19 protein-coding genes are annotated in these 22,257 nt (G+C 48.1%); 12 read left to right on the top strand and 7 right to left on the bottom strand.

Features of this window, described 5'->3' with window-relative positions:
- Window positions 1–314: 314 nt before the first annotated feature.
- Window positions 315–1,091, bottom strand: coding sequence for an SDR family NAD(P)-dependent oxidoreductase (locus tag ACN5NT_RS16050; RefSeq protein ID WP_419176104.1), 777 nt, complete (start codon window positions 1,089–1,091; stop codon window positions 315–317).
- A 127-nt stretch (window positions 1,092–1,218) separates the two neighbouring features.
- On the bottom strand, window positions 1,219–1,404 hold the full coding sequence (locus tag ACN5NT_RS16055) for a hypothetical protein (RefSeq protein ID WP_136798848.1): 186 nt from the start codon (window positions 1,402–1,404) through the stop codon (window positions 1,219–1,221).
- Window positions 1,405–1,745: 341 nt separating this feature from the next.
- On the opposite strand from ACN5NT_RS16055, the gene ACN5NT_RS16060 reads away from it, so the two are divergent.
- The 11 genes from ACN5NT_RS16060 to ACN5NT_RS16110 all read left to right on the top strand — a co-directional run bounded on the left by ACN5NT_RS16060 (window position 1,746) and on the right by ACN5NT_RS16110 (window position 12,788).
- Entirely contained in the window at window positions 1,746–2,741 is a 996-nt protein-coding gene (locus ACN5NT_RS16060; RefSeq protein WP_136798849.1) for a TRAP transporter substrate-binding protein, read from the top strand.
- Window positions 2,742–2,799: 58 nt separating this feature from the next.
- A complete protein-coding gene (locus tag ACN5NT_RS16065; RefSeq protein WP_136798850.1) occupies window positions 2,800–3,405 on the top strand; it encodes a TRAP transporter small permease in 606 nt (201 codons plus the stop codon).
- Complete coding sequence (locus tag ACN5NT_RS16070) at window positions 3,402–4,694, top strand: TRAP transporter large permease (protein WP_136798851.1); 1,293 nt, start codon at window positions 3,402–3,404, stop codon at window positions 4,692–4,694. The genes ACN5NT_RS16065 and ACN5NT_RS16070 overlap by 4 nt, the downstream gene beginning before the upstream one ends.
- A gap of 505 nt (window positions 4,695–5,199) precedes the next feature.
- Window positions 5,200–6,396, top strand: a complete 1,197-nt coding sequence (gene serC / locus ACN5NT_RS16075; RefSeq protein ID WP_419176105.1) for a 3-phosphoserine/phosphohydroxythreonine transaminase — start codon at window positions 5,200–5,202, stop codon at window positions 6,394–6,396.
- A 276-nt stretch (window positions 6,397–6,672) separates the two neighbouring features.
- Complete coding sequence (locus ACN5NT_RS16080) at window positions 6,673–7,866, top strand: DegT/DnrJ/EryC1/StrS family aminotransferase (protein WP_419176106.1); 1,194 nt, start codon at window positions 6,673–6,675, stop codon at window positions 7,864–7,866.
- A 146-nt stretch (window positions 7,867–8,012) separates the two neighbouring features.
- Entirely contained in the window at window positions 8,013–8,669 is a 657-nt protein-coding gene (locus ACN5NT_RS16085) for a GntR family transcriptional regulator (protein ID WP_136798854.1), read from the top strand.
- A 1,104-nt stretch (window positions 8,670–9,773) separates the two neighbouring features.
- Window positions 9,774–11,039 (top strand): DEAD/DEAH box helicase, encoded by a 1,266-nt coding sequence (locus ACN5NT_RS16090; protein WP_419176107.1) that lies wholly within the window; start codon window positions 9,774–9,776, stop codon window positions 11,037–11,039.
- 111 nt (window positions 11,040–11,150) lie between these two features.
- Complete coding sequence (locus ACN5NT_RS16095) at window positions 11,151–11,351, top strand: cold-shock protein (RefSeq protein ID WP_136798856.1); 201 nt, start codon at window positions 11,151–11,153, stop codon at window positions 11,349–11,351.
- A gap of 92 nt (window positions 11,352–11,443) precedes the next feature.
- Window positions 11,444–11,596 carry a hypothetical protein gene (locus tag ACN5NT_RS16100; RefSeq protein ID WP_167495849.1) on the top strand — a complete coding sequence of 51 codons (153 nt, stop codon included), beginning with the start codon at window positions 11,444–11,446 and terminating at the stop codon, window positions 11,594–11,596.
- A 514-nt stretch (window positions 11,597–12,110) separates the two neighbouring features.
- Window positions 12,111–12,281, top strand: a complete 171-nt coding sequence (locus ACN5NT_RS16105) for a DUF3553 domain-containing protein (RefSeq protein ID WP_167495850.1) — start codon at window positions 12,111–12,113, stop codon at window positions 12,279–12,281.
- Window positions 12,282–12,524: 243 nt separating this feature from the next.
- Entirely contained in the window at window positions 12,525–12,788 is a 264-nt protein-coding gene (locus ACN5NT_RS16110) for a hypothetical protein (RefSeq protein ID WP_217907706.1), read from the top strand.
- A 604-nt stretch (window positions 12,789–13,392) separates the two neighbouring features.
- Here the strand turns inward: ACN5NT_RS16110 and ACN5NT_RS16115 are convergent.
- Both ACN5NT_RS16115 and ACN5NT_RS16120 read right to left on the bottom strand, forming a co-directional pair.
- Window positions 13,393–14,334, bottom strand: a complete 942-nt coding sequence (locus ACN5NT_RS16115) for a methylenetetrahydrofolate reductase (RefSeq protein WP_419176108.1) — start codon at window positions 14,332–14,334, stop codon at window positions 13,393–13,395.
- 201 nt (window positions 14,335–14,535) lie between these two features.
- Entirely contained in the window at window positions 14,536–15,219 is a 684-nt protein-coding gene (locus tag ACN5NT_RS16120) for a methylenetetrahydrofolate reductase C-terminal domain-containing protein (protein WP_419176109.1), read from the bottom strand.
- Between the two features lie 16 nt (window positions 15,220–15,235).
- On the opposite strand from ACN5NT_RS16120, the gene ACN5NT_RS16125 reads away from it, so the two are divergent.
- The gene (locus ACN5NT_RS16125) at window positions 15,236–15,487 is read left to right on the top strand and encodes a hypothetical protein (protein ID WP_419176110.1); all 252 of its coding nucleotides are present in this window, start codon (window positions 15,236–15,238) and stop codon (window positions 15,485–15,487) included.
- Between the two features lie 50 nt (window positions 15,488–15,537).
- On the opposite strand, the gene ACN5NT_RS16130 is transcribed toward ACN5NT_RS16125, so the two are convergent.
- From ACN5NT_RS16130 to ACN5NT_RS16140, 3 genes are read right to left on the bottom strand one after another with little or no spacing between them, the layout of a single operon-like run.
- Window positions 15,538–16,836, bottom strand: coding sequence for a (Fe-S)-binding protein (locus ACN5NT_RS16130; RefSeq protein ID WP_136798860.1), 1,299 nt, complete (start codon window positions 16,834–16,836; stop codon window positions 15,538–15,540).
- A gap of 54 nt (window positions 16,837–16,890) precedes the next feature.
- Window positions 16,891–17,358: a hydrogenase iron-sulfur subunit gene (locus ACN5NT_RS16135; RefSeq protein WP_136798861.1), complete on the bottom strand. Its 468-nt coding sequence runs from the start codon at window positions 17,356–17,358 to the stop codon at window positions 16,891–16,893.
- A complete protein-coding gene (locus ACN5NT_RS16140) occupies window positions 17,340–21,800 on the bottom strand; it encodes an FAD-dependent oxidoreductase (protein ID WP_419176111.1) in 4,461 nt (1,486 codons plus the stop codon). The genes ACN5NT_RS16135 and ACN5NT_RS16140 overlap by 19 nt, the downstream gene beginning before the upstream one ends.
- Window positions 21,801–22,257 lie beyond the last annotated feature (457 nt).

Genomic DNA, 22,257 nt, shown 5'->3' on the forward strand with positions numbered 1-22,257 from the left:
GTTTATCAATAATTGCAGCATGTTTTGTTGTGAATTGAAGGACTGCCAGAGCGCAACTATTGATAAACCTATTCTGTATATGCCCTGGATTATTCTGGCAGGAGACCAATGAGTTTTGCCTGAAAGCAAAAGGAGTCCTTGGGGAACTTGAGATAATCGTACTGGTAGAATCGTGACCCGAAACTAGAAGAGAAGTTCGTTGTGGGTCACGACCCTGGCACTCAATGTATTAGAACCAGATATACCGATAGTTCTGACGAGAAAGAGGTCTTCGCAAAAATCAAGAACCGATCCGGAAACGTTGGCGTGGCTATTTATTTTGCAGTCCAGCCACCATCGACATAAACCGTCTGGCCAGTAATATAATCAGACGCAGGTGAAGCAAGAAATATTGCAACGCCTTTCAGATCATCAAGCTCTCCATTTCGGCCAATAATGGTTTGGCGGGCAAGGGCGTCAATCACCTGCTCCTGGTCATAGAGGCCTGAAGTCAAACCTGTTTTGAAAAAGCCAGGTCCAATCGCATTACATGTGATACCACTTTCATCAGCGGACCATGCCTCAGCCATAGCCCGGGTCAACTGCACTACTCCGCCCTTGGAGGCACCGTAGGGAACACTGTTTGGAAAGGCACGTTCTGATTGAAGTGAGGCAATATTGATGATCCTTCCCCACCCTTTTTCTTTCATGCCAGGGACAAGGTGTCGGGCCAGAAAGAAAGGTGCCTTCAAATTAATATCAATCTGCTTGTCCCAACTATCGGTGCTGATGTTTTCCCAGGACTGCCGCATGTTAATACCAGCAGCATTCACCAGAATATCAGGTGCTCCGAAAAATGACGCCGATTTTTCTGCTGTTTCAGCCAGAGCATCCATATCAGCCACATCACAGGTTAAATACGCTGCCTTCCCGTTTATATTTAACACATCATTGACAGCATCCTTTAATGGTTCTTCTTTTCTTGCCACATGGATAACGGCAGCGCCTGCTTCGGCAAGACAGAACGCAATAGCTCTGCCAATTCCTGAGTTGCCGCCGGTAACAAGTGCAACACGACCGTTAAGGTCAAATAACTTATCAATAATTTTCATTCCGTTAAACTCCAGACAATATCTTTATATGGCCACGACACTGATTTCAGACAGGCAAATGTGGCCACAATGTTGTTACGCGCTCCCATAAATTCTTGTCATGATGCACTGACGAAGACCAGATGCCTCAACTGCGATCAAACAGCCATTTGTGGTACGGTACATCACAGTGAAAAATATCTTCAGCCGCTGTGTCGGCTTGATTTTCCTGCCTTCGCCATAACCTAAAGGCGGGCAATTCGGTCATCCCTTTAAGAAATAATTCTTTTGTTTCTGTCACGACCACACTGCCTGTATCTCCAAACAATTCCATAAATTTATCGGTGCATTACCTTCATTAACACAAATCTGCAGGCCGCGTATCCTCTCCGACTTCCCGTTAAGTTTGGGTAGTCGCCGGTCGCAGTTCTACACCCAGTAACATTTTATAATATATTTTATAAAATGTTGACAACACAAAAAAAACATTTTATAAAATTTTACATAACTTTAACATTTTTGTTATTTTTCTACCTGCTGACTACTGATTGGCATACATCGAATCACCAGTACCTGGGCGATAAGTTCGTGCCCGTTTTATATAACTGGGCTTTCTGAGGTTGCCTGCTGCTTGCAGACAATCAGATGTAAAAACTGAAAAAAATTGGAGGATGTATGAAACGGTTAACGATGTTGTGTTTGATGGCTCTGTTGGTTGTGACGTTCACAGTGCCGCTATCTGCATTTGCAGAAAAGACTTTGAAAATAGGCCTGGGAGATCCCATTGACTCCGATCAGGGTGTTCTGGCCTTACGTTTTAAAGATATCGTGGAAAAAGCCAGTGGTGGAAGATACAAAGTCGATATTTTCCCAGGCGGGCAACTCGGTGACGAACAAAAAATGGTCAAGGATGCCAGAAGGGGTTCCATTGATGGAGCGGTTGTGGCCATTAATAACGTCACTCCCTTTGCTAAGAAATTAGGCGTTCTGACCTTGCCATATCTTTTACAGAGCTTCGATGATGCGGTAAAAGCAACGACTGGTGATCTTGGCAATAAGTGGAGAGAAATTCTTGTTAAGGAAGCAGGTATCCGTCCCTTGGGATGGGGGTATTCTAACTTCCGCGTCCTGACCAACTCCAAAAGACCTGTCAATACACTTGCAGATCTCAAAGGGCTTAAAATCAGGGTTCCGAAGAATGCAATCATGATTGAAACCTGGAAAGCACTTGATGCGGAACCAGTGCCCATGGCATGGCCGGAGACCTTTACCGCCATGCAGCAAAAGGTTGTTGACGGGCAGGACAATCCCCATATGGTCAACTACACCATGAAGTTTTATGAAGTGCAGAATTACACCTCTGAATGCCATTATCTTTTTTCCCTGCAGCCCCTTGTTTTCGGAGAGAAATTTTTTCAATCCCTCTCCCCGGAAGATCAGGCAATGTTCACCCGGGCTGGTATAGAGGCGCAGCAGTATAATCTCATGTTCAGCCTTACCGGAGCTGAAACAGCAAAACAAAACATGATCAAAGAAGGTGTCGCATATAACGACATCGAAGATGAAGATCAGTGGGCAAAGATTGCAATGGAGAAGGTCTGGCCAAAGTTTTATGACAGTGTAGGCGGAAAAGCTGCCGTGGATGAGGTTGTAACAGCACTTGGACGTTAGATTTTAATAACCTGCCCGTTACTTGCGGGCAGGTTATTACGAAAGATCGGAGTCATTTATGCGAGCCAAAACAGTTTTGAAAGTATTGGACAATTTAGAGAGCTATCTCTGTCAGATCCTGCTGGTTTTTTTTGTGTGTCTGCTCTTTTTGCAGATTGTTCTCAGGCTGGTGTTTGGCTTAATGGATACTCTGTCCCATTATATCGTTTTTTTTGATAAATATGACCTGCCTGCATCTCTGCCCTGGGGTGAAGAGCTATCACGATTCGCTTTTGTCTGGTTTGTCTATTTTGGTGCAACGTATGCGGCACGACTCGCTGCCCATAACAGGGTCACTTTCCAGTTCAAGCTGTTTCCCGAATTCGTCGGAAATATTTCGATGTTGCTGTCGGATCTTGTCTGGATTGCTTTTAACGCCACCATGATTTTCTTCAGTATCAACGTAATCAAAGAAGGGTTTCAGTATCCGGAATATTCTCCGACTCTCGACTGGATTATGGCCTATGTATTCCTGATTTTTCCTATCGCCTTCACTCTGATGACCATGCGGATTATTCAGGTAAATATAATGAAATATGTCCTGAAAATTGAAATTGCTGACGTGGATAGAATCGAAACTGAAGCATATGAAAGCATGAGTTCAAAGGATAAGGTGATGCAATGAGTGTTACAGCGGTTCTTTTCGTCTCATTTATTGGGTTACTGCTCCTCGGTGCTCCCATTACCTTATCCCTTGGCGCTGCGGCAATGGGCGGTATGCTTGTCAGCGGCAAGCCTCTTGAAGGCCTTGTTGAGATTGCCTATACCTCCGTCAATTCTTTCCCTATCATGGCCCTTCCCGCATTTATCCTTTCCGGGGCGTTGATGGAATCAGCCGGGATATCAAAACGACTGGTTGCAGTCGCCGAAGCCTTAGCGGGGCCTTTCACTGGTGGCATGGCTGCTTCCACGGTTTTGTCCTGTCTGTTCTTTGGCGCAATCTCTGGCTCAGGTCCTGCTACCACTGCCGCGGTAGGTATGTTGATGATTCCGGCAATGGTCAGGCACGGTTATGACAGAGGCTATTCCGGAGCTATTACCTCATCGTCCGGAGGTCTGGGTGTAGTCATTCCCCCGAGCATCCCCATGGTTATCTATGGTGTTACCGCATCGGAGTCGATTGCAGACCTTTTCATTGCAGGGTTTATACCCGGTGTGATGCTGGCTGTTGGCCTCATGGGCATGAACTATTTCATATCAAGGCGCAGACAGTATGAGGGAGACGGCAAAGAGATTTCCGCCCAGGGAATTCTCAAGACAATGAGAGACGGGTTCTGGGCGCTCCTTACTCCGGTCATTATCCTTGGCGGGATCTACACCGGTTTTTTTACACCGACCGAGGCTGCTATCGTCTCGATTTTCTATACTCTCTTTGTCGGTATTTTCATCTATAAAGAAATAGAACTCGGCGGGGTCATGAAGGCCCTGGAGAGCACCACATGGATTACTGGCCGAGTGCTGATCATCATGTTCACAGCCCTTGCCTTTGGCCATCTTCTCACCCTCAATAACATTCCTGATCTCATCGCCAAGGGACTGCTGAATCTCACCGACAACCTCTACGTGATCTGGGCATTGATAATCTTTTTCCTCCTGTTCATGGGGATGTTTATGGAAACTCTGGCCACCATAATGCTGGTCACTCCTGTGCTCTTGCCCGTGATGGTCTCCTTAGGGGTAGACCCCATCCATTTTGGTGTTGTGTTGGTATGCTGCTGTGAAATTGGATTTGCCACCCCACCGCTTGGCGAAAATATGTTTATTGCCTCCGGAGTCGCACGAGCTACCCTGGAAGAGATCTCCGTCAATGCCCTGCCGTTTGTCTTTGTCAGTGTCTTTGTTGTCTTTCTCATAGCATATTTGCCAGGGCTGACCTTATGGCTGCCCAATGTTCTTAATACTGTTTTTCAGTGAATTATAGCCGGGTATCCTCACTCATACAGGTGTGACGCCCAGTTTATTGCAACTCCGCAGTCAACCATACACAGATACGCCCGAAACGTTTGTACGAAGTTACCGGAACATCAATGTAATTATGACCAGGGGCTTGCTCGGCTTTGTATATAACTTGTGGTACCTGAACACCCTCGAATTTAGAGAGAATGATGTGGTACCAATTCTTTGGCGATAAGATTTGCAGCATCGAGGTACATAATTGGTACATTTGGGGAGATCATACTACAATCGGTACAAGCGAAAGCCTGAATATCAGCACCTTTTCCTACAAGCTTGTTACAGATCCATTCAAACCTGCCCTGTATCTCCCAGCGTATCTTGTCGGCCCTTGCCGGCGCGTATGATGTCCAATGTCTAAAAGGCTCTTCTGGTCATCGGTGTCGGGATAGACCACTTGTAGCCCGTATTTAACCGGACTGAATATTGGTCCCTTTTACCCATAATGACAATTCGGAATAAGAAAATGACAACCACAATAAATGAGAATTCTCACCCTGCCCTTGTTGGGTCACTCAGGCCAGCCTCCCCTTCGGTAAAGCTCATCAACTTCAGTCCTGGACCTACATCCTTACCCAAAGCGGTCGAGGACGAGATTGCTGCCAGCTTCCAAAAACCCGGGCTCACTTCTCTCGCATTATCGCACCGTTCACCGGAGTTCCTGGATATACTCAACCACGTAACATCGTCTGTCAGACGAATCATGGAGATACCGGATGACTACGAGGTGCTGTTTACACATGGCGGCGGCCACGGGCAGTTTGCCGCCGTACCGTTGAACCTCTGCCATAACACCTCGGACGTTGCGACATACATCGTTAACGGCACGTGGACAGAGAGGGCCAGCGAAGAAGCTCAGAGGTACTGTACCGTTCAAGCCATTGATGGAAGGGACCCTCAAACGGGGGGGTATACGACCTTCCCCGAGCTGAAAGAAGAGGATATTGATCCCAAGAGTAAATACGTCTTTCTTTGCTCCAATGAGACCGTAAATGGCGTTGAGCTGCACAGGCTTCCCAGACTTCCAGAGTCGCGCCGGGAGATCCCCCTGGTCATCGATGCAAGTTCGGACTTCACAACGAAGCCGGTCGATTGGCACGCCGACGGTGTTGGAGTACTCTTTGCCTGTGCGTCGAAAAATATTGGTCACCCGGGTGTCACCCTGACCATCGTGCGCAAGGATCTTCTTGGAAAAGACAAGGCATCCCCCTTCTGCCCCGGGGTTTTTAATTACACAACCAATGTGGAGGCAGACAACCTCTGGAATACCGCCGCGACCTTCAACATCGAAGTCGTGAGTTTCCTCATGGATTGGCTTGAGCGCGAAGGCGGCGTAGCGGAGAACGAGCGCCGTTCCATCGCCAAAAGCCGTATCCTTTACGATGTCATCGATAACTCTGACGGCTTCTATAGCACACCTGTGCAAGATAAAAAGTTGAGAAGCCGTATGAATATCCCCTTCAATATCAAAGGGGGGGACGAAAAATTAACCGAAGAATTTCTCATTCAGAGCTGGAACGAGGGTATAGTTGGGCTGCGCACCCTCACACCCTTTGGGGTGGGAGATTATCTCAGAGCGAGCTTGTATAATGCAATCACTGAGGAGGACGCCGCCGCCCTCGCTGATTTCATGCAACAGTTCGCGAGCAAATATTCGGCGTAGCCGATCGTGCATCATGGTGGTAAAAGTATAATTTCCTTTGAGAAATATATTATACCATTCAAGGTGCTTACCAGATTTTTTTTGGGTCGCGGCTTTCCGGAGACACAAGACTGTTTCCTGGTGACAGGACCTGTTCACAGGTCCTGTCACTGGCATGGCACGCATAAAAAGAGCAGGGGCCCTGGATTTCCAGCCCATACATTTGATTGAAATTAATTGGGATTTTACAGTCTGCTAACATTCTGCCTCTTAACCTTACGGGAGGGAAAAGAGAAGATGTCGGAACACGTATTTACAAAGGATTTCACCAAACAGGAGCCCATTTGTGAGGAAGGGATGGGAAAAGCTCTCGACATTCTCAGGACCGGCAGACTCCACAGGTATAATGTCAATAGCGAAGAAAAAGGTGATGTTGCTCTCCTGGAAGAAGAATTTGCAGCATATCTGGGTAAGAAATACTGTCTTGCCTGCGCATCCTGCGGGAGCGCCATGTATCTGGCTCTGAAATCTCTGGGTGTACGCCCCGGGGATAAAGTTTTGTGCAATGCCTATACCTTAGCCCCCGTTCCGGGAGCAATAGAAAACGCAGGTGCAGACATAGAACTTGTCGAGATAACAGAAGACTACACCATTGACCTTGATGACTTGGAAAGCAAGGCCGGGGAAGCGAAATGGTTTATGCTCTCTCACATGAGGGGACACATTACAAATATGGACCGGGTTATGGAGATCTGCAAGACCTATGACCTGACCCTCATCGAGGATTGTGCCCATACCCTCGGGGCATCATGGAACGGCAAGAAATCTGGATCTTTTGGCAAGGTAGGCTGCTTTTCCACCCAGACTTATAAACATATCAATTCCGGAGAAGGCGGACTGCTTGTGACCGATGATCCCGAGGTTATTGCCCGGGCTATCTTCCATTCAGGGTCATATATGTTATATGAACGTCACACTGCACGACCGGACAGGGATGTGTTTGAATGTATAAAAAGTATAGTTCCTAACTATTCATGCCGTATGGATAACCTTCGGGCGGCCATACTGCGGCCTCAATTGCGGAAGCTGGATGGGCAATGTGCACGTTGGAACAGGCGCTACCGGATTCTGGAGAAAGGGCTGAATGATATTAATGGAATAAGCTGCCCGAGAAGAGACCCCAGGGAATCGTATGTGGGAAGCTCCATCCAGTTTTCTTTGGATGTCGAAGATAAAGAGACCATAAAAACGTTTCTCCAGGCCTGTTTGGACCGGGGTGTTGAGCTCAAATGGTTCGGCAACAAAGAGCCTGTTGGGTTTACTAGTGTCTATTCAAGCTGGGAGTATTTTAGCGAAATCCCTTCTCTTCCCCGTACAGATCGTATTCTCAGTACTATGTGTGATATGCGTGTTCCGCTTACATTTAGTGAAGAGGATTGTAAAATAATTCTCGACATTATAAAAAGTGTCGCTCATACTGTGCTGCTGTGAGCCAATAGCCCAGGACATTTGCTGCTGAAATCACTCTGATTTCTCAATAAGATCAATCGTCTGCAGTGACAAGAAAAGCGGTGGCATTAACCGAATATTGAAAAAATGCAATAAACACCATTCTAAAATTTAAAAAAGGTATTGTAATGGAAAGCACTAAGTCTTCCATGAAATCACTGAAAGCGTATGAGATTATACGGGACATGATCCTGAGGGGCGAAAAACTGCCAGGTTCCCGTCTTATCTTGTACGATCTTGAAGAGGAACTGAACATAGGGCGTGGTCCAATCAGGGAAGCTTTAATGAGGCTCGATCGAACCGGACTGATAAAAAATATTCCGTATAAAGGCGCTATTGTCGGGACACCTCCCACCGAGAAGGAAATATTTCACATTTTTGATCTGCGAATAGATTTAGAGGCTAAACTTGCTGCTGAAGCAATGGAAAACATAACCGATGCGGATATCCTTAAACTTGAGGAACTCCATGTTGCCATGCAGCAGACCCCCAAGAATCATCACCACCTGGATAGCAATTTTCATTTTCTCATTTATGATGCTTCAAACCTCCCTCACTTATGCAATATTGCCAGGACATTAAGAGGGGCAGTGGAGAGTGTACTCAATATTTATCGACGAGATAAAGAGCACTCCGTGAAATTCAATAAAGAGCATGATTTAATTATCGAAGCCCTAAAAAACCAGGATCGCGAGGGACTTAAAAAGTCTATTGCAATCAATATTGAAAGTGGGCTGGAGATCATCAAAGAAACATATGCCACAATAGTCAGAATGCCTTATTGAAAGCACTTCAGAATAGCAAGAGTGGTCCTTTCCCCTCACCGTTTCCACCACAAAAGCTTTTCACGCAATACTCCAGTGAACTAATGGAAGTTCCATCTATTCCGGTAAGATAAAATTAATCTTGAAATGGCGATCATTGAGTATTTTGAAAACAAAATGATACAGGAAACCGATTAGATGGCAAGCAAATGATAATGTTCATGGTAATCCAAGTATCTCCTGAACGGGGGTGGTTGGGATTGCCACGGGCATTATGAGGCAAAGACTTGATTTGTCGACCTGGGTATGACTCTATTGGCTTGAGCTAGAATGCTTTGTATATTCCAACGATATATTGGTGACTGGCATGCCCTTGAATATGGCCCCAGCTCCTAAAGGAGCCGGGTTTCAATATTTGGCAGGTTGAATTCAAAAATAATATCACACCTCCAGTCAAAGGCCTCTCAGCAATCTCCGGCGATTTATGCTCCAACTCAATTGGCGTACCATGCACCTCGTACCCCCTTCCGCCTACCTGATTTATCTGCGTGAAATCAAACCCAACCCGGGAGACCTGGCTTTCTTGTGAGTAAAGAGTTAAAAGTCTGCCAGGCACGATTCGCTGTGACTGCCCTACCGAGCACGTATTTGTCTTTTTCTGCTAATCACCAGCATTCTATGCGGCTGGTTCAATAATCAAATCACCATCCATGTATCTGGCTGAAATTACGCTTCTAATAGCTCTGGAAAAAAAGCTTTTTGCTCATACAGGAAATGGTAATTTTAAGAAAACATTATTATTTTATTGCACTATTGCTCAGGACGAGTATATTAATCCTGACAATCCTACAAAGTAGAAGTTAAATTCCTTTATGTTCTCCTCGTAAACCTCGTTTATGTCTTAGCGTAGTTCGCAACCATAGAAGTTTATACTGTTTACTTAAACAGGAATCAGTATGAAGGTGTACTTTTGATGACCGTTCTGCATCTGGTCAATAGCTGTTGATTTACACTCAGGTTCCACATTGAACTGAGTTTCGCAGTTGATCGGCGCTCACCCATTGTACGCACTTTCAAGCCTTGGTAAGCCTTGGCTACACACTATAAGATCTCAACGGAGTTTTAATGAGTTTCGAGCATTTTCGGTTTCACCCTTCCATCACTAGCAACATATCCTCCTGTGGTTACACCACCCCAACACCTATACAAGAAAAAACGATACCGCCGATCCTCGCGGGTCAGGATGTTCTTGGGCTTGCCCAAACCGGTACCGGTAAAACTGCAGCTTTTGTCTTACCGATACTGCAGAAACTGATAACAGGATCATCCAAAAAAACACGAGCAGTAATCATCGCCCCCACACGAGAATTGGCACAACAGATTCATGATACAATCACCAGTATGACAAATGGGACTGCACTTCGCAGTGTCGTCGTATATGGCGGTGTAGGGAAGCAGCCCCAAATAAAAGCAATTCGTTCCGGGGTTGACATAATCGTAGCCTGTCCGGGACGTCTTCTTGATCTCCTCAAAGAGCAGGGTATTTCACTTCGGGACGTGGAAACATTTGTTCTTGATGAAGCAGACCATATGTTCGACAAAGGTTTCCTCCCTGATATTCGTCGAATCATCAAGCAGTTACCAAATAAAAGGCAGTCTCTGGTTTTTTCCGCAACTATGCCCAAAGCAATCAGACACCTTATCGAAGAGATTCTGGTAAACCCATGTACCGTTCAGATTGATCACGCATTACCTGCGGCAACGATCTCCCATACCCTCATCAATGTCGGGAAAGCACAGAAGACCTCTCTACTCAAAAATCTGTTGACCAGGCAGGAAATGACGAGCACCGTGGTATTTACCCGAACCAAGCATAAGGCGAAAAATCTTGCATTACAGCTTGAAAAAGCAGGCCTCAAAGCAGCCTCTATCCAGGGTAATCTTTCCCAGCAAAGTCGTCGACGTGCAATGGATGGCTTCCGTGACGGCACCTACAGGATTCTTGTCGCAACAGACATTGCTGCACGTGGAATAGATGTATCCGGCGTTTCCCACGTAATAAACTACGACGTGCCTGATACAGCAGAAACATATACCCACAGAACCGGACGGACTGGGCGTGCTAAAAAAAGCGGTAGTGCCATCACTTTTGCCGACAGAGATGATCGTATAATTATTTCTCTTATCGAAAAAAATCTCGGTAAAAAGATGAATCTTGAACAGATCGAATCTTTCGGTGACGTCAAAGATAATACAACAAACCCAAAGGGTACCTCAGCCCCTTACAGAAAGACTAGCCAGAAAAGGCATCCGGCTCGTACTGCTCCGAGAAAGAGCAATCGAAGCAAGGCTACGTCCTTTGACTTTGGAATCAATAGTCTTTCAAGCTGAGAATAAAAATATTCCATCCGGAACAACCGGATGACCGGCCAAGCCACAACTGATGGCATGGCTTTTAACAAAAGGTTCCCAAGGGAACCAGGTACACAGGAGTATCACAAAATGGTTGAAGGAACAGTTAAGTGGTTTAACGATGCTAAAGGTTTTGGTTTTATTGAGCAAGATGGCGGCAAAGATGTATTTGTCCACCATACAGCAATTCAGGCTCAAGGCTTCAAGACCCTAGAAGAAAATGCACGCGTGAGCTTCGAGATTGTAGATGGTCCGAAAGGACCAGCCGCAGCGAATGTAGTCCAGCTGTAATAGCTGTCGTACAAAGTAAAGACCCTGCCAGGCAGGGTCTTTACTTTGTACATTCTTGGCAGCAATTGAATTAAACTTTCCCGAGGAAAATCATGGCCAGAAAAGCAAACTATTCATTTGAAAAGCGCCAAAAGGAACTGGAAAAGAAAAAGAAAAAAGAGGATAAGAGGCAGCGCAAGCTAGATAAACAGAACAGTCCGGAAGAGGATCAGGAGAACACCTCCACCACAGAATCCAAAAATTAAGAACTGATCGACGACCTATAAAAATACAGCTTTTACCAGAACTCTCTTATCTTCCTGCCGCCTGAGAGTCTATAAATAAAATTATCTAACTGCTTACAATCAATTTACTTCGACCTGAAAAGTAACTGGTGCAGTCTCTGGCCGCGGACTTGGCCAAGTACCTCAAAACCGAGAACGACCTTTTATCACCAGAAAAAAAGATGGGGTTTCATCTCGTTTATACCAAACACTCGCACCAAGGCTGAGGTGCCCCACGCCCTTGTTCCAAAGGTTTCAGTGGCTCGTATTTGCCAGGTTAACCCCTGGTAAAACAACATCTTGGATGAGACCTACTTTGTTGCGATCTCCACCAGCATCTTTAAAGCGATTAATCAATTTCGGCCAAATATAATTTGTGGACTGCCGTGTTACCCGAAGAGGCCACATCTATAATTATTATAAAACCTGGGACCTTTATACGATTAAGGTTTATAATAGTATGTTGGTGTTTAAATATTTTCCTGGAGGGAAATTAATGAGTGGAATATTATATGCAGGTGAAAAAGTTCGACACAACAAGAAAGCGGATTGGGGTATTGGAAAAATTGTTACTGTAGAAAAAGGTGGTGTGATTAGAGTTATCTTTGAAGGCAACAAGAAAATATCCATCGCCAAAGGTTCAAAATATCTTACTAAGATTTCATAGGTCTTGATTGCCTCATGCTCTGTAATATTGAAGACATACAGGCAAATCCCAGATAAGAAGTTGCCCATCCATCCAACGGCTCGTTGCTTTGTTTCATTGGCTTCAGAATAGAATTGCCTCTTTCATATTTTAGCAGATTCTCTAAAACGCATTGGTTCGACAAAAGAATGTTGGTTATTGGCTATGATTATGTTCAATTCTATGAAAACCTATAGAATTCAATAACAAATTGGAGGTATATTTTTGCAAACAGTAGTTAAAAAATGGTTCCGTGACAAAGGCACCGGATTTCTCGAAAACGGAAATGGTCCGGACATAATGGTTCGTAAGGCTGATCTGGTAAACTGTCAATTTTTGAAGATTGGTGTAACGGTCGAGTTCGAGTGCCACATAGACAAGCATTGCCTAACTGCCAAAAAGGTCAAGCTTCTGGGGCAGAATACAGTGAAGAACTCAAAAAACAGAGATCTGGGAGGCAAGAAATTCCCTTTTGGCGTGATGACTTAGATTGTATTCAATTAGAAAACATTTGCTTTGGCAATCTTCGTCTTGCAGCCATCACCCGACACGTTAAATTCTTCCTTAACAGTAACCGCTTGTGATGTTAAGGAAGGGCGACCAACGAAGGACAGAGTAAAATCAGATCTGTTTGCCCCTGATCTTCAGCTTGAAAAGATGAGGTTATAAAGGTTCATTGTGAAACGTGACCGATTGGCCAGTGCCCAATCCCTGGACAATTCTGCAATCGGCTTGTAGAGAAGAGCTTTTTAGCTTTAAGTTGTCAGTCCAATCACCTTTCTCCGAACCTCACTCCCTGAAGCTGAACTTTAGTGGTTATCAACGCCCCATCTGGCTCTCCAGGTTCAATTAACGTCTATCTGAATTGCCATGAAGGGAGCTCTATACAATTTTGATAGCTAGAAAATTTTCATTTATACCTCACAAGCCCGGCTTTCTGCAGATGCATCCCCCCTGGCCTGTTTGAACGGTGACTTCATCGTTGGCAAATACGACTACACCCAGGTTACTATTGGGACGAAACCTTCAATAGTGACCCGGCTCCGACAGGAGCCGGGTTTGAATCTGTGGCAGTATCACTCCAAAAGAAAGACTACAGTCCCGGACGAGGTAACACCCCTGCCCTCTCGGCAATCTCAGGAACTTTATGCTCCCACTCGATCGCCATCATATGCACGCCGTGGACCCCTTTCATTTCCTTGAACTCTTCAATCTGTTCGCAGGCTATCCTGATACCTTCATCAGCGACCTGCTTCTTCTCAACCCCCTTTAAACGATCGATGATCTCATCAGGTACATCCATGCCGGGAACTTTGCTCTTCATATACCTGGCCATACCGATACTCTTCATGGGAGTTACCCCGGCAAGAATATAGACCTGATCCGTCAGCCCCTCTTCATTGGCAACATGGATGAATTCGCGAAAACGATCCATGTTGTAGATACACTGGGTCTGAATAAAGTCTGCACCCGCCTCAATCTTTTTGGCCAGACGATCCACACGCCATTCAAACGGTTCAGCAAAAGGATTGGAAGCTGCGCCGATAAACATCCCGGGCGGATGCTCAATTTCGCCACCGCTTAAAAACTTTCCTTCGTCCCGCATCTGTTTAACCATGGCTATCAGCTGGATCGAATCGATGTCGAAAACACCTTTGGCATCCGGGTGATCGCCGAACTGCTGATGGTCACCGGAGAGGCAGAGCATGTTTTTTATGCCCAGGGCAGCTCCACCCAGAATATCCGCCTGCATGGCAAGGCGGTTTCTGTCCCTGCAGACCATCTGGTAATTGGGCTCAAGACCTTCTTCGAGGATCAGAAGCGATGCCGCCCAACTTGACATTCGCACCACTGCAGTCTGATTATCGGTGATGTTGACGGAATCGACATTGCCTTTTAGAAAGCGGGCTTTCTCTTTTACCTCTTGGGCATCGGTACCCCTTGGGGGACCGAGTTCTCCGGTAAAAGCAAAGTGGCCACCTGTCAGCACCTTTTCCAGGTTGCTCTTGGGATTTACTTTCGTTTCTGTGCTCATATGTAATCCTCTGATTATTGATGGTAGCGAGGAAATGATACCATTTACGTTCAGTCAATTAGCATCTATCCCGAAGCGATTGATTTTCTTCTAAATCGAGAGATTCGATTCATTTTACCGGAACCATATAGCAAATCCCCCAAGGGTAAAAATCATTGAACAACGATCAGTTAGAGAAAAAGCACCGCTTTCGGGTTTCAACTATTTGGCCATGCTCTCCGGTTTTTTATATCCCGGCTGCAGCAGATCTCTTGGAGACTGATCTTTCCAGCCACGGGTGACGTTAATGCTTTTTATCGCATCGAGCCTGTCCTGACCTTTGAGACGTTCATAAATCCTGAACCATGCGCACGGCTGATCGTTTGAGATCTCACAGTTGCCCATATTCGTCCCGCCGCAGGGGCCGTTTAACAGCCCTTTGGCACAGAGGGTGATTGGGCAGATACCGCCGGTAAAACCGAGCACACACTGACTGCAGGATCTGCAACGCTCTTCATACCAGCCAACCGCCTGATTAACCGCAAGACCACTGGTATCCACTGCAGGAAACGTTGGGATATCGGGATATCGTTCCGCCAGGAACTGGATTCCCACACCACAGGCCATGGACATCAGCGCGTCAAATTCACCTTCTGCTATCTTCTCGTCAAGCTCGGCCAGATATTCGCGATCACACTGACGCTCGATGGTATGACCGTGAATATCTATGGGGTTGTCATCGAGACGCCTGGCCATCTCCAGCTCGGTGTTCAGAATCTCCACCTCTTTCTCTCCACCTGTCAAACAGACAGAGACACAGGTGCCGCAGCCGACGTTTAAGACCTTGGTATACCCCTCAAGCATCTCCTTAATCTCGGCAAAAGGCTTTCTATTGGCAACTATCATAAAAATGTCCTCCAATATGGACCGGGAAATTGAACAATTCCTTCCCCCCGATCCTCTGAAAAAATGTATGCTGGCTCGAATTTCTCGTCAGTTCAGGCGGTGTCAGCTTCGAAGTTTTGGGCTGCAAATCATAGTGAACTACTTTGACAGCCAAAATACTGAAGAAGATGGCACCGCATGGGCTGCACTCCAAGAGCATTTGTTTCAGGGCAGCTCTGGTGAGCATTTTGTCGAAACCCTTATTCTTGTAGGTTCTTTCAAACATTGATAATGGATCCCCCTCTTGAGTTTCGACAAAATGCTCCTGAGATATTCGCGCTACAGGCCGACCTCAGCCAGATCCGGCCCAAGATATACACGTTCATTCTCACCTAGCATCCCCATGGAGAGGCATATTAACGTCCAGAGATGCAGGGTGTGCCACTCGCCGCCGAAATGCTCTGCCAGATCATGCACCTGGGCGTGGCAGTTATGGCAGGGGGTGATGGCGTATTGCGCTCCGGTATCCTTGATCTGGTCAAACTTCAGACGTCCATATTCCCGCCGGGCTTCTGGGAAGCCTGACTGCAGAAAACCACCACCGCCGCCGCAGCAATAGTTGTTGGATTTATTCGGCGCCATATCGATGAAATTCTCTTCACCCACAACCTGCTTCACCACAAAACGCAGATCGTCGGCTACCGGGTCGCCAAAAGATTTTCGTACCAGCTGGCAGGGGTCCTGCACTGTGAAGGTGATCTTTCTCTCCTTGTTCCAGTCGGAGTTTACCGGTAGCTTGCCTTCCCGTATCCACTTGGCGTAATAGGTAATAATGCTGGCAATCTCGAAGTTATGCTCGATGTTGAATTTTTTCAGTCCGGCCCGGACTGCGAAAAGTTCGTGACCTCATTCGGTGTTGAGCCACACCTTGCAGCCAAGATCATCCACCGCCTTGGCTTTCACCCTGATGATATGCTCCCAGCTCTTGTTGTCGGCAAGGAACAGACAGTAATTTTCTGCTGCCCAGCCTTTGGATCCGTAGGTCCAGTCGGCTCCGACCTTATCTAATATCTTCCAGAGCGGAACCATCTCATCCGGCTCGGTCATCGGTTCGCGGGAATTCTGGTTAAGGTAGAAGTAGGAGCCCTCCTTATTCATGGGCGCCTGCAGGTTCTCCATTCCCGGCTGATCCCGCCGTACTTCTTCGGCTACGTCCTCCACCACGAACTTCCAGTCTTCCTCGCTTGCCCCCATGGCACTGCAGGTGTCACTTCTGAGCGCCATATCACATGAACCGAGGATGCCTTTGGGGCGCTCCTCGCGTGGTCGTAGAGCCCGAAGGTTGAATACCAGCTGGGGAATATCAATCTTCATAGGGCAGACGTAGATACAACGCTGGCACATGGTGCACATCCAGGGCCAGTCAGAGGCCAATAGCTCATCGTCCATGCCCATGGCGGCCATGCGCAGCAGTTTGCGCGGGTCCATATCTTCCAGCCCCGTTGCAGGGCAGCCTGAAGTACAGGCTCCGCAGGTGAGGCACATATCAAGATTGCCGCCCTCGGGCAGCAGTTGCTTGACCTGGTCCATCAACCTGCTTTTCTTTTTACCGCCTATTCGAATAGCTCCTTCATACATGATTGACTCCTTTTATGAGGTGCCGCTATTTTCGACGTATCCTTTCCAAATCTGCTAATTCAGAGTCCCGGCACTTTCCCCGTCTAACACGGGTTCAGCCGCTTTTCTGGGTTTGTCCCGCAATGGATTGGGCCCGAGAGCGCGGATGTGTTCGGTCATCTCCTCGGCATACCTGGCAAAGGTCGGTCCTTCACCGGAAGAGAGATTATACATCCTGACCCGTTCGCCCTCGATACCGATTTCTTCCAGCAGCTCATGGATATACTCGACCCGCTCCCGGCATCTGAGATTGCCCTCGTTGTAGTGACAGTTGCCTTCAAGGCAGCCAACGCAAAAAACGCCGTCGGCACCTTGCTGGAAGCACTTGAGCAGATAGGTCACATCCACCTTGCCGGTGCAGGGAACACGGATGATCTTGATATTGGTTGGGTATGTCAGCCTCATCGAACCTGCCAGGTCCGCTGCAGAGTACCCTCAATAATCGCAACAAAACGCTACAATGTTTAATTTGATATCGTCCATTTCAGCTCCTCAGCCAGCAGAGTTTCGACCTCACAGGTTATCTGGTCGTCTTTGTAGTTATTGAGGTTGATGGTCTGTCTCGGGCAGACGCAGGCACATACACCGCATCCCTGGCAGAGTGCCGGATCGATCTCAATCTCGCCCTTTATAGAATTGAACGTCGGTACCTCAAACGGACAGGACCGAACACAGGTGAGACACTTGACGCAATTTTCAGGGAAGACCTCGGCCTTGATTGCCGAAAGTTTGATCTCATCCTTGGAAAGGAAGGTGACCGCCCTCGATGCCGCAGCATTCGCCTGGACGATTGCCTCCGAAATCAGCTGCGGGCTATGGGCCGTGCCACATAAGAAGACTGCGTCACTACCCATATCCACCGGGCGCAGTTTGACATGCGCTTCAAGGAAATAGCCTTCAGGGTTGGTGTTGAGCTTCATCCTGTTCACCAGCTCATCCGAGATATTGGGCAGCACCCCTGCCGACAGGGCCAGCACGTCGGCACAGATCTCGATATCCCTTTGCAGCACATGATCTTTCACCGTTATCAGCACGCCTTCATCTGAAGAAACGGTAACCGGAGGCTTGTCCTTGGTGTAGCGTACGAAAAGCACACCCTGCTGCCTGGCCTCGGTGTAATAGTCTTCCATCTGACCGTACATACGCATGTCGCGATAGAGGATATAGACCTGGGTATCCGGGCTCTTCTTTTTGATATCCAGGGCATTTTTGATCGCGGCCTGACAACAGATCCGCGAACAATTGGGCCGCTCTTCGTTACGTGAACCGACACACTGGATCATTACCACGGTGTCAAGATCTGCAGCCCCTTTATCCGCCAGCCTGTCGCTCAGCTGGCTCTGAGTGAGCACTCGGTCGTCTTCACCGTAGAGGTGCTCTGTTGGCGTGTTCTCGCCCGCACCTGTGGCAACGATGATCACACCATGCTCAATCTGCTGCGCCTCCCGGCCGCCGGCACTGACAGCGGTCTTGAAGTTGCCCTGAAAGCCCTCAAATGCAACAATCTCCGACTCGGTGAGCACGGTGATCTTTTCATCCGCCACAACCTGGCTGGAGAGCTTATCCACATAGTTTCTAATATCTGCACCTTCGATGGTGTGGTGCAGCTTCTTGCCCATGCCGCCCAGCTCGCCCTGCTTTTCGATCAGGGTGGATTCAAACCCCTGCCGTGACAGATCCAGCGCCGCGTTCATGCCGGCGATACCGCCACCGACCACCAGAGCATGCTTGTTCACGGGGATAACTTTACCGTGCAGCGGTTGCAACGTAACAGCGCGGGCCACAGCCATGCGCACCAGGTCTTTTGCCTTTTCGGTGGCAAGTTCCGGATTATTGGTATGGACCCAGGAATCCTGGTTGCGGATATTGGCCATCTCAAAGAGATAGCGATTCAAACCGCAGGCCTCCAGGGTCTCCATGAACATCGGTGCATGGGTCTTGGGGCTACATGAGGCCACAACCACCCGGTTCAACCCTTCTTCCAGGATCTTATCCTTGATCTTGGCCTGGGTATCCTGACTGCAGGTGAAGAGGTTGTTGTCTGTGAAGACCACGCCGGGCAGGGTGGCTGAATAATCCTGAACTGCCGGCACATCGACTACGCCCGCGATATTGGAGCCGCAGTTGCAGACAAATACGCCGACCCGTGGTTCCTGGCCACTGATATCGATCTCTTCCGGGACCTCCAGCACCTTGGTATCGGTTCCGCGGGCCTCGGCGATCAGACAACCGGCAAGACCAGCGGCCGCACTTGCTTCGGTAACCGAAGACGGAATATCCTTTGGTCCCTGGAAGGTGCCGCAGGCAAAGATACCTTTTCTGGTAGCTTCCAGCGGATTAAATGGATCGCTCTTGAGGAAATTATTTTTATTGACCTCAATACCGAGCTTATCCGCCAGTTCCAGTGTTTCCTTAGAGACCTCAAGCCCCACCGAGAGTACCAGCATATCGAACTCTTCTTCCAGAATCAGGCCATTCTCGTCGGCAAAACGGAGGATAAGGTTTTTGTTCTCCTTGTTCTCGACCACCGAATGAACCCTGGCCTTGACGAAACGGATACCCTCCCGGTCACGGGCCCGGTCGTAGTACATCTCGTAATCTTTGCCGTACGAGCGAATATCCATATAGAAGATGGCAGCGTCAAGGTCTTCGCTGGCGTGCTCCTTGGCGATCATCGCATCTTTCATGGCATACATGCAGCAGACGGAAGAGCAGTAGCTGTTGCCGCACTTGTTGTTATCCCGCGAGCCGATACACTGCAGCCAGGCGACTTTCTTCGGTTCCTTATGATCAGATGGCCGTACCAGATGTCCCATGGTCGGTCCACCTGAAGAGAGCAGCCGTTCAAATTCCAGGCTGGTAAGTACGTTGGGATTCTGTTTATACAGATACAGCTCAGAGAGGGGGCTTGGATCGTAGGGTTTGGCACCGGTAGCAAGCACTACTGAACCGACGGTAAGATCCTTGTCAACCGGCAGCATCTCATGGTCGATGGCCCCGGCCAGACACGCATCGAGACACTGGTAACACTCAGAACAGATACCGCAACTCATGCACCTGGCTGATTCCAGACGTGCCTGCTCTTCGTTGTAGCCGCTGGCAACTTCCAGAAAATTTCCGGCCCTGACTTCCGGGTCGAGATGCCTGGCCTTGATCCGCTCGATGATTCCTTCCCCTTCGATAGCGGGTCGTACATATTCCCACACCTTGTCGCGGTCTTCGCGCAGGTCCATATCGTTGATATAGCGATGGATGGAGATGGCCGCTTCCTTACCGCATGCCACCGCGTCCACCACCGATTTCGGGCCGTAGAAAGCATCGCCACCGGCAAAGACCCAGTCGATCGGGGTCTGCAGGGTGACCGGGTCGGCTTCCAGGCCGCCTGGTCGTGAAATTGCGATCCCCTGCTCCTTGATGCCATTCAGGTCGGTGGCCTGGCCGATGGCCACGATTACCGTATCACAGTTGAATATCTCACAGACACTCTCGTCATATTCCGGGTTGAAACGGCCGCTCTCATCAAAGACAGATTTACAGCTCTTGAACTCGATGCCGGAGACCTTTTGAGTGGTTTTATCTATATGGAAATTGCGGGGACCGAAGCTGTTGACGATCTTTATGTCATCTTCCAGCGCCTCGATTATCTCATACTCCCAGGCAGGCATCTCTTCCCTGCGCTCAAGGCAGATAAGGGTCACGTTCTCAGCGCCAAGACGCTTAGCGGTCTGGGCCACATCCACGGCCACGTTACCGCCGCCCACCACAACGACCTCTTTGCCGACCTCGACTTTTTTGCCGCTGGCCGCATCGCGCAAGAAATCGACACCTTGCAAAACGCCCGTCATTTCTTCGTTTTCGATGCCCAGATTTCGCCCGGCATGCAGACCAATTGCCAGAAACACGGCAGAGTAGCCATCCATTTTGAGGCTCTCCAAGGTCACATGGGTGCCGAAATTTACCCCGCACCTGATCTCGGCGCCCATATTCTGAACGACCTCGATTTCGCCAGCCAGGATATCGCGCGGCAACCGGTATTCCGGGATGCCGTAACGCATCATGCCGCCAGGTTCCTCCTGCTTTTCAAAGATGGTTACCTGATACCCCTGCTGCAATAACTCATACGCCGCGGTCACGCCGGCTGGGCCGGAACCAATGACCGCGATCTTCTCATCGCGCTTCTCCGCCTCGATCTCAGGCATATAAAACTCGCCCTTCTCTCTTTCATAATCGCCGAGGAACCGGTGTAATTCCCGAACGTTCAACGCCTGGTCCACCTGGGTGCGGGTACACTCACTCTCACAAGGGTGGTGACATACGCGGCCACAGATGCCGGGGAAAGGATGATCCTGCTTGAAAAGTTTGAGCGCTTCGTCGTACTTTCCTTCGTTGATGAGTGCTACGAACCCCTGAATGGAGACATGGGCAGGGCAGGTAGCCTTACAGGGGGCTGTGCCTTCCTTATTGATGCCGTAGCCGCCTGGAATCGCTTGGGGATATTGCTTATAGATTGCTTTACGAAAGTCGAGCTTCTCGTTGTACTCGTTGGGGCGGGAGACCGGACAGACTTTGGCGCATTCGCCGCAGCTGGTGCATTTTGTCAGGTCTACAAATCTTGGTGATTGGTGAATTTTCGCGGTGAAGTTTCCGGGCTCGCCTTCAAGCTCCAGAATCTCTGTATTCGTCAACAGTTCAATATTCAGATGCCGGCCGACCTCGACCAGTTTTGGTGAAATTACTCACATTGCACAATCGTTGGTCGGAAAGGTTTTGTCGAGCTGTGACATTACTCCGCCGATGGCGGCAGATTTTTCTACAAGGTAAACGTAATAGCCGGACTCAGCCAAATCGAGCGATGCCTGCATCCCTGAAATTCCTGCTCCTACAACCATAACCGATCCACTCTTCTCGCGCGTCTCAAATACCATGATGACTCCTTAAGTGCTGATGGTTAAGTGTTCGTATACCTCTGCAATATTGCTTTAAGTGTTGGTATCTATCGGGGAAAACCATCGATTTTCGCTGATAGACGCTGACGACCTCCTCTTTGTTAATATAGCTGTCTGGTATTACAGCAATTGATAAATGATAGCGGCACCACCTTGTACAGGTGGGAACCGGCCCGTCCATAACACAAACCCGCTAACGACTGATAGTATCTATAAATTTGCGTTATATCAATATAAATACACAATATAAGGCATATGGTCCAGAAATGTGACACTTGTGGGCCATAATTTTCCTGACATCTTGATTACTTGAAGCATATATCAATTCAATTCTACCCACTAGACAAGCAAATTTGATTATGGCAGAAAAGCAACCAGACGCTTGCAATGTTAATGGTATTCTCGCTACCTCCAGACTGGCCGGTGGGTTTTATAC

It is taken from the genome of Desulfosediminicola sp. (genome assembly GCF_048381775.1).
Lineage (GTDB): Bacteria > Desulfobacterota > Desulfobulbia > Desulfobulbales > Desulfocapsaceae > Desulfopila > Desulfopila ganghwensis.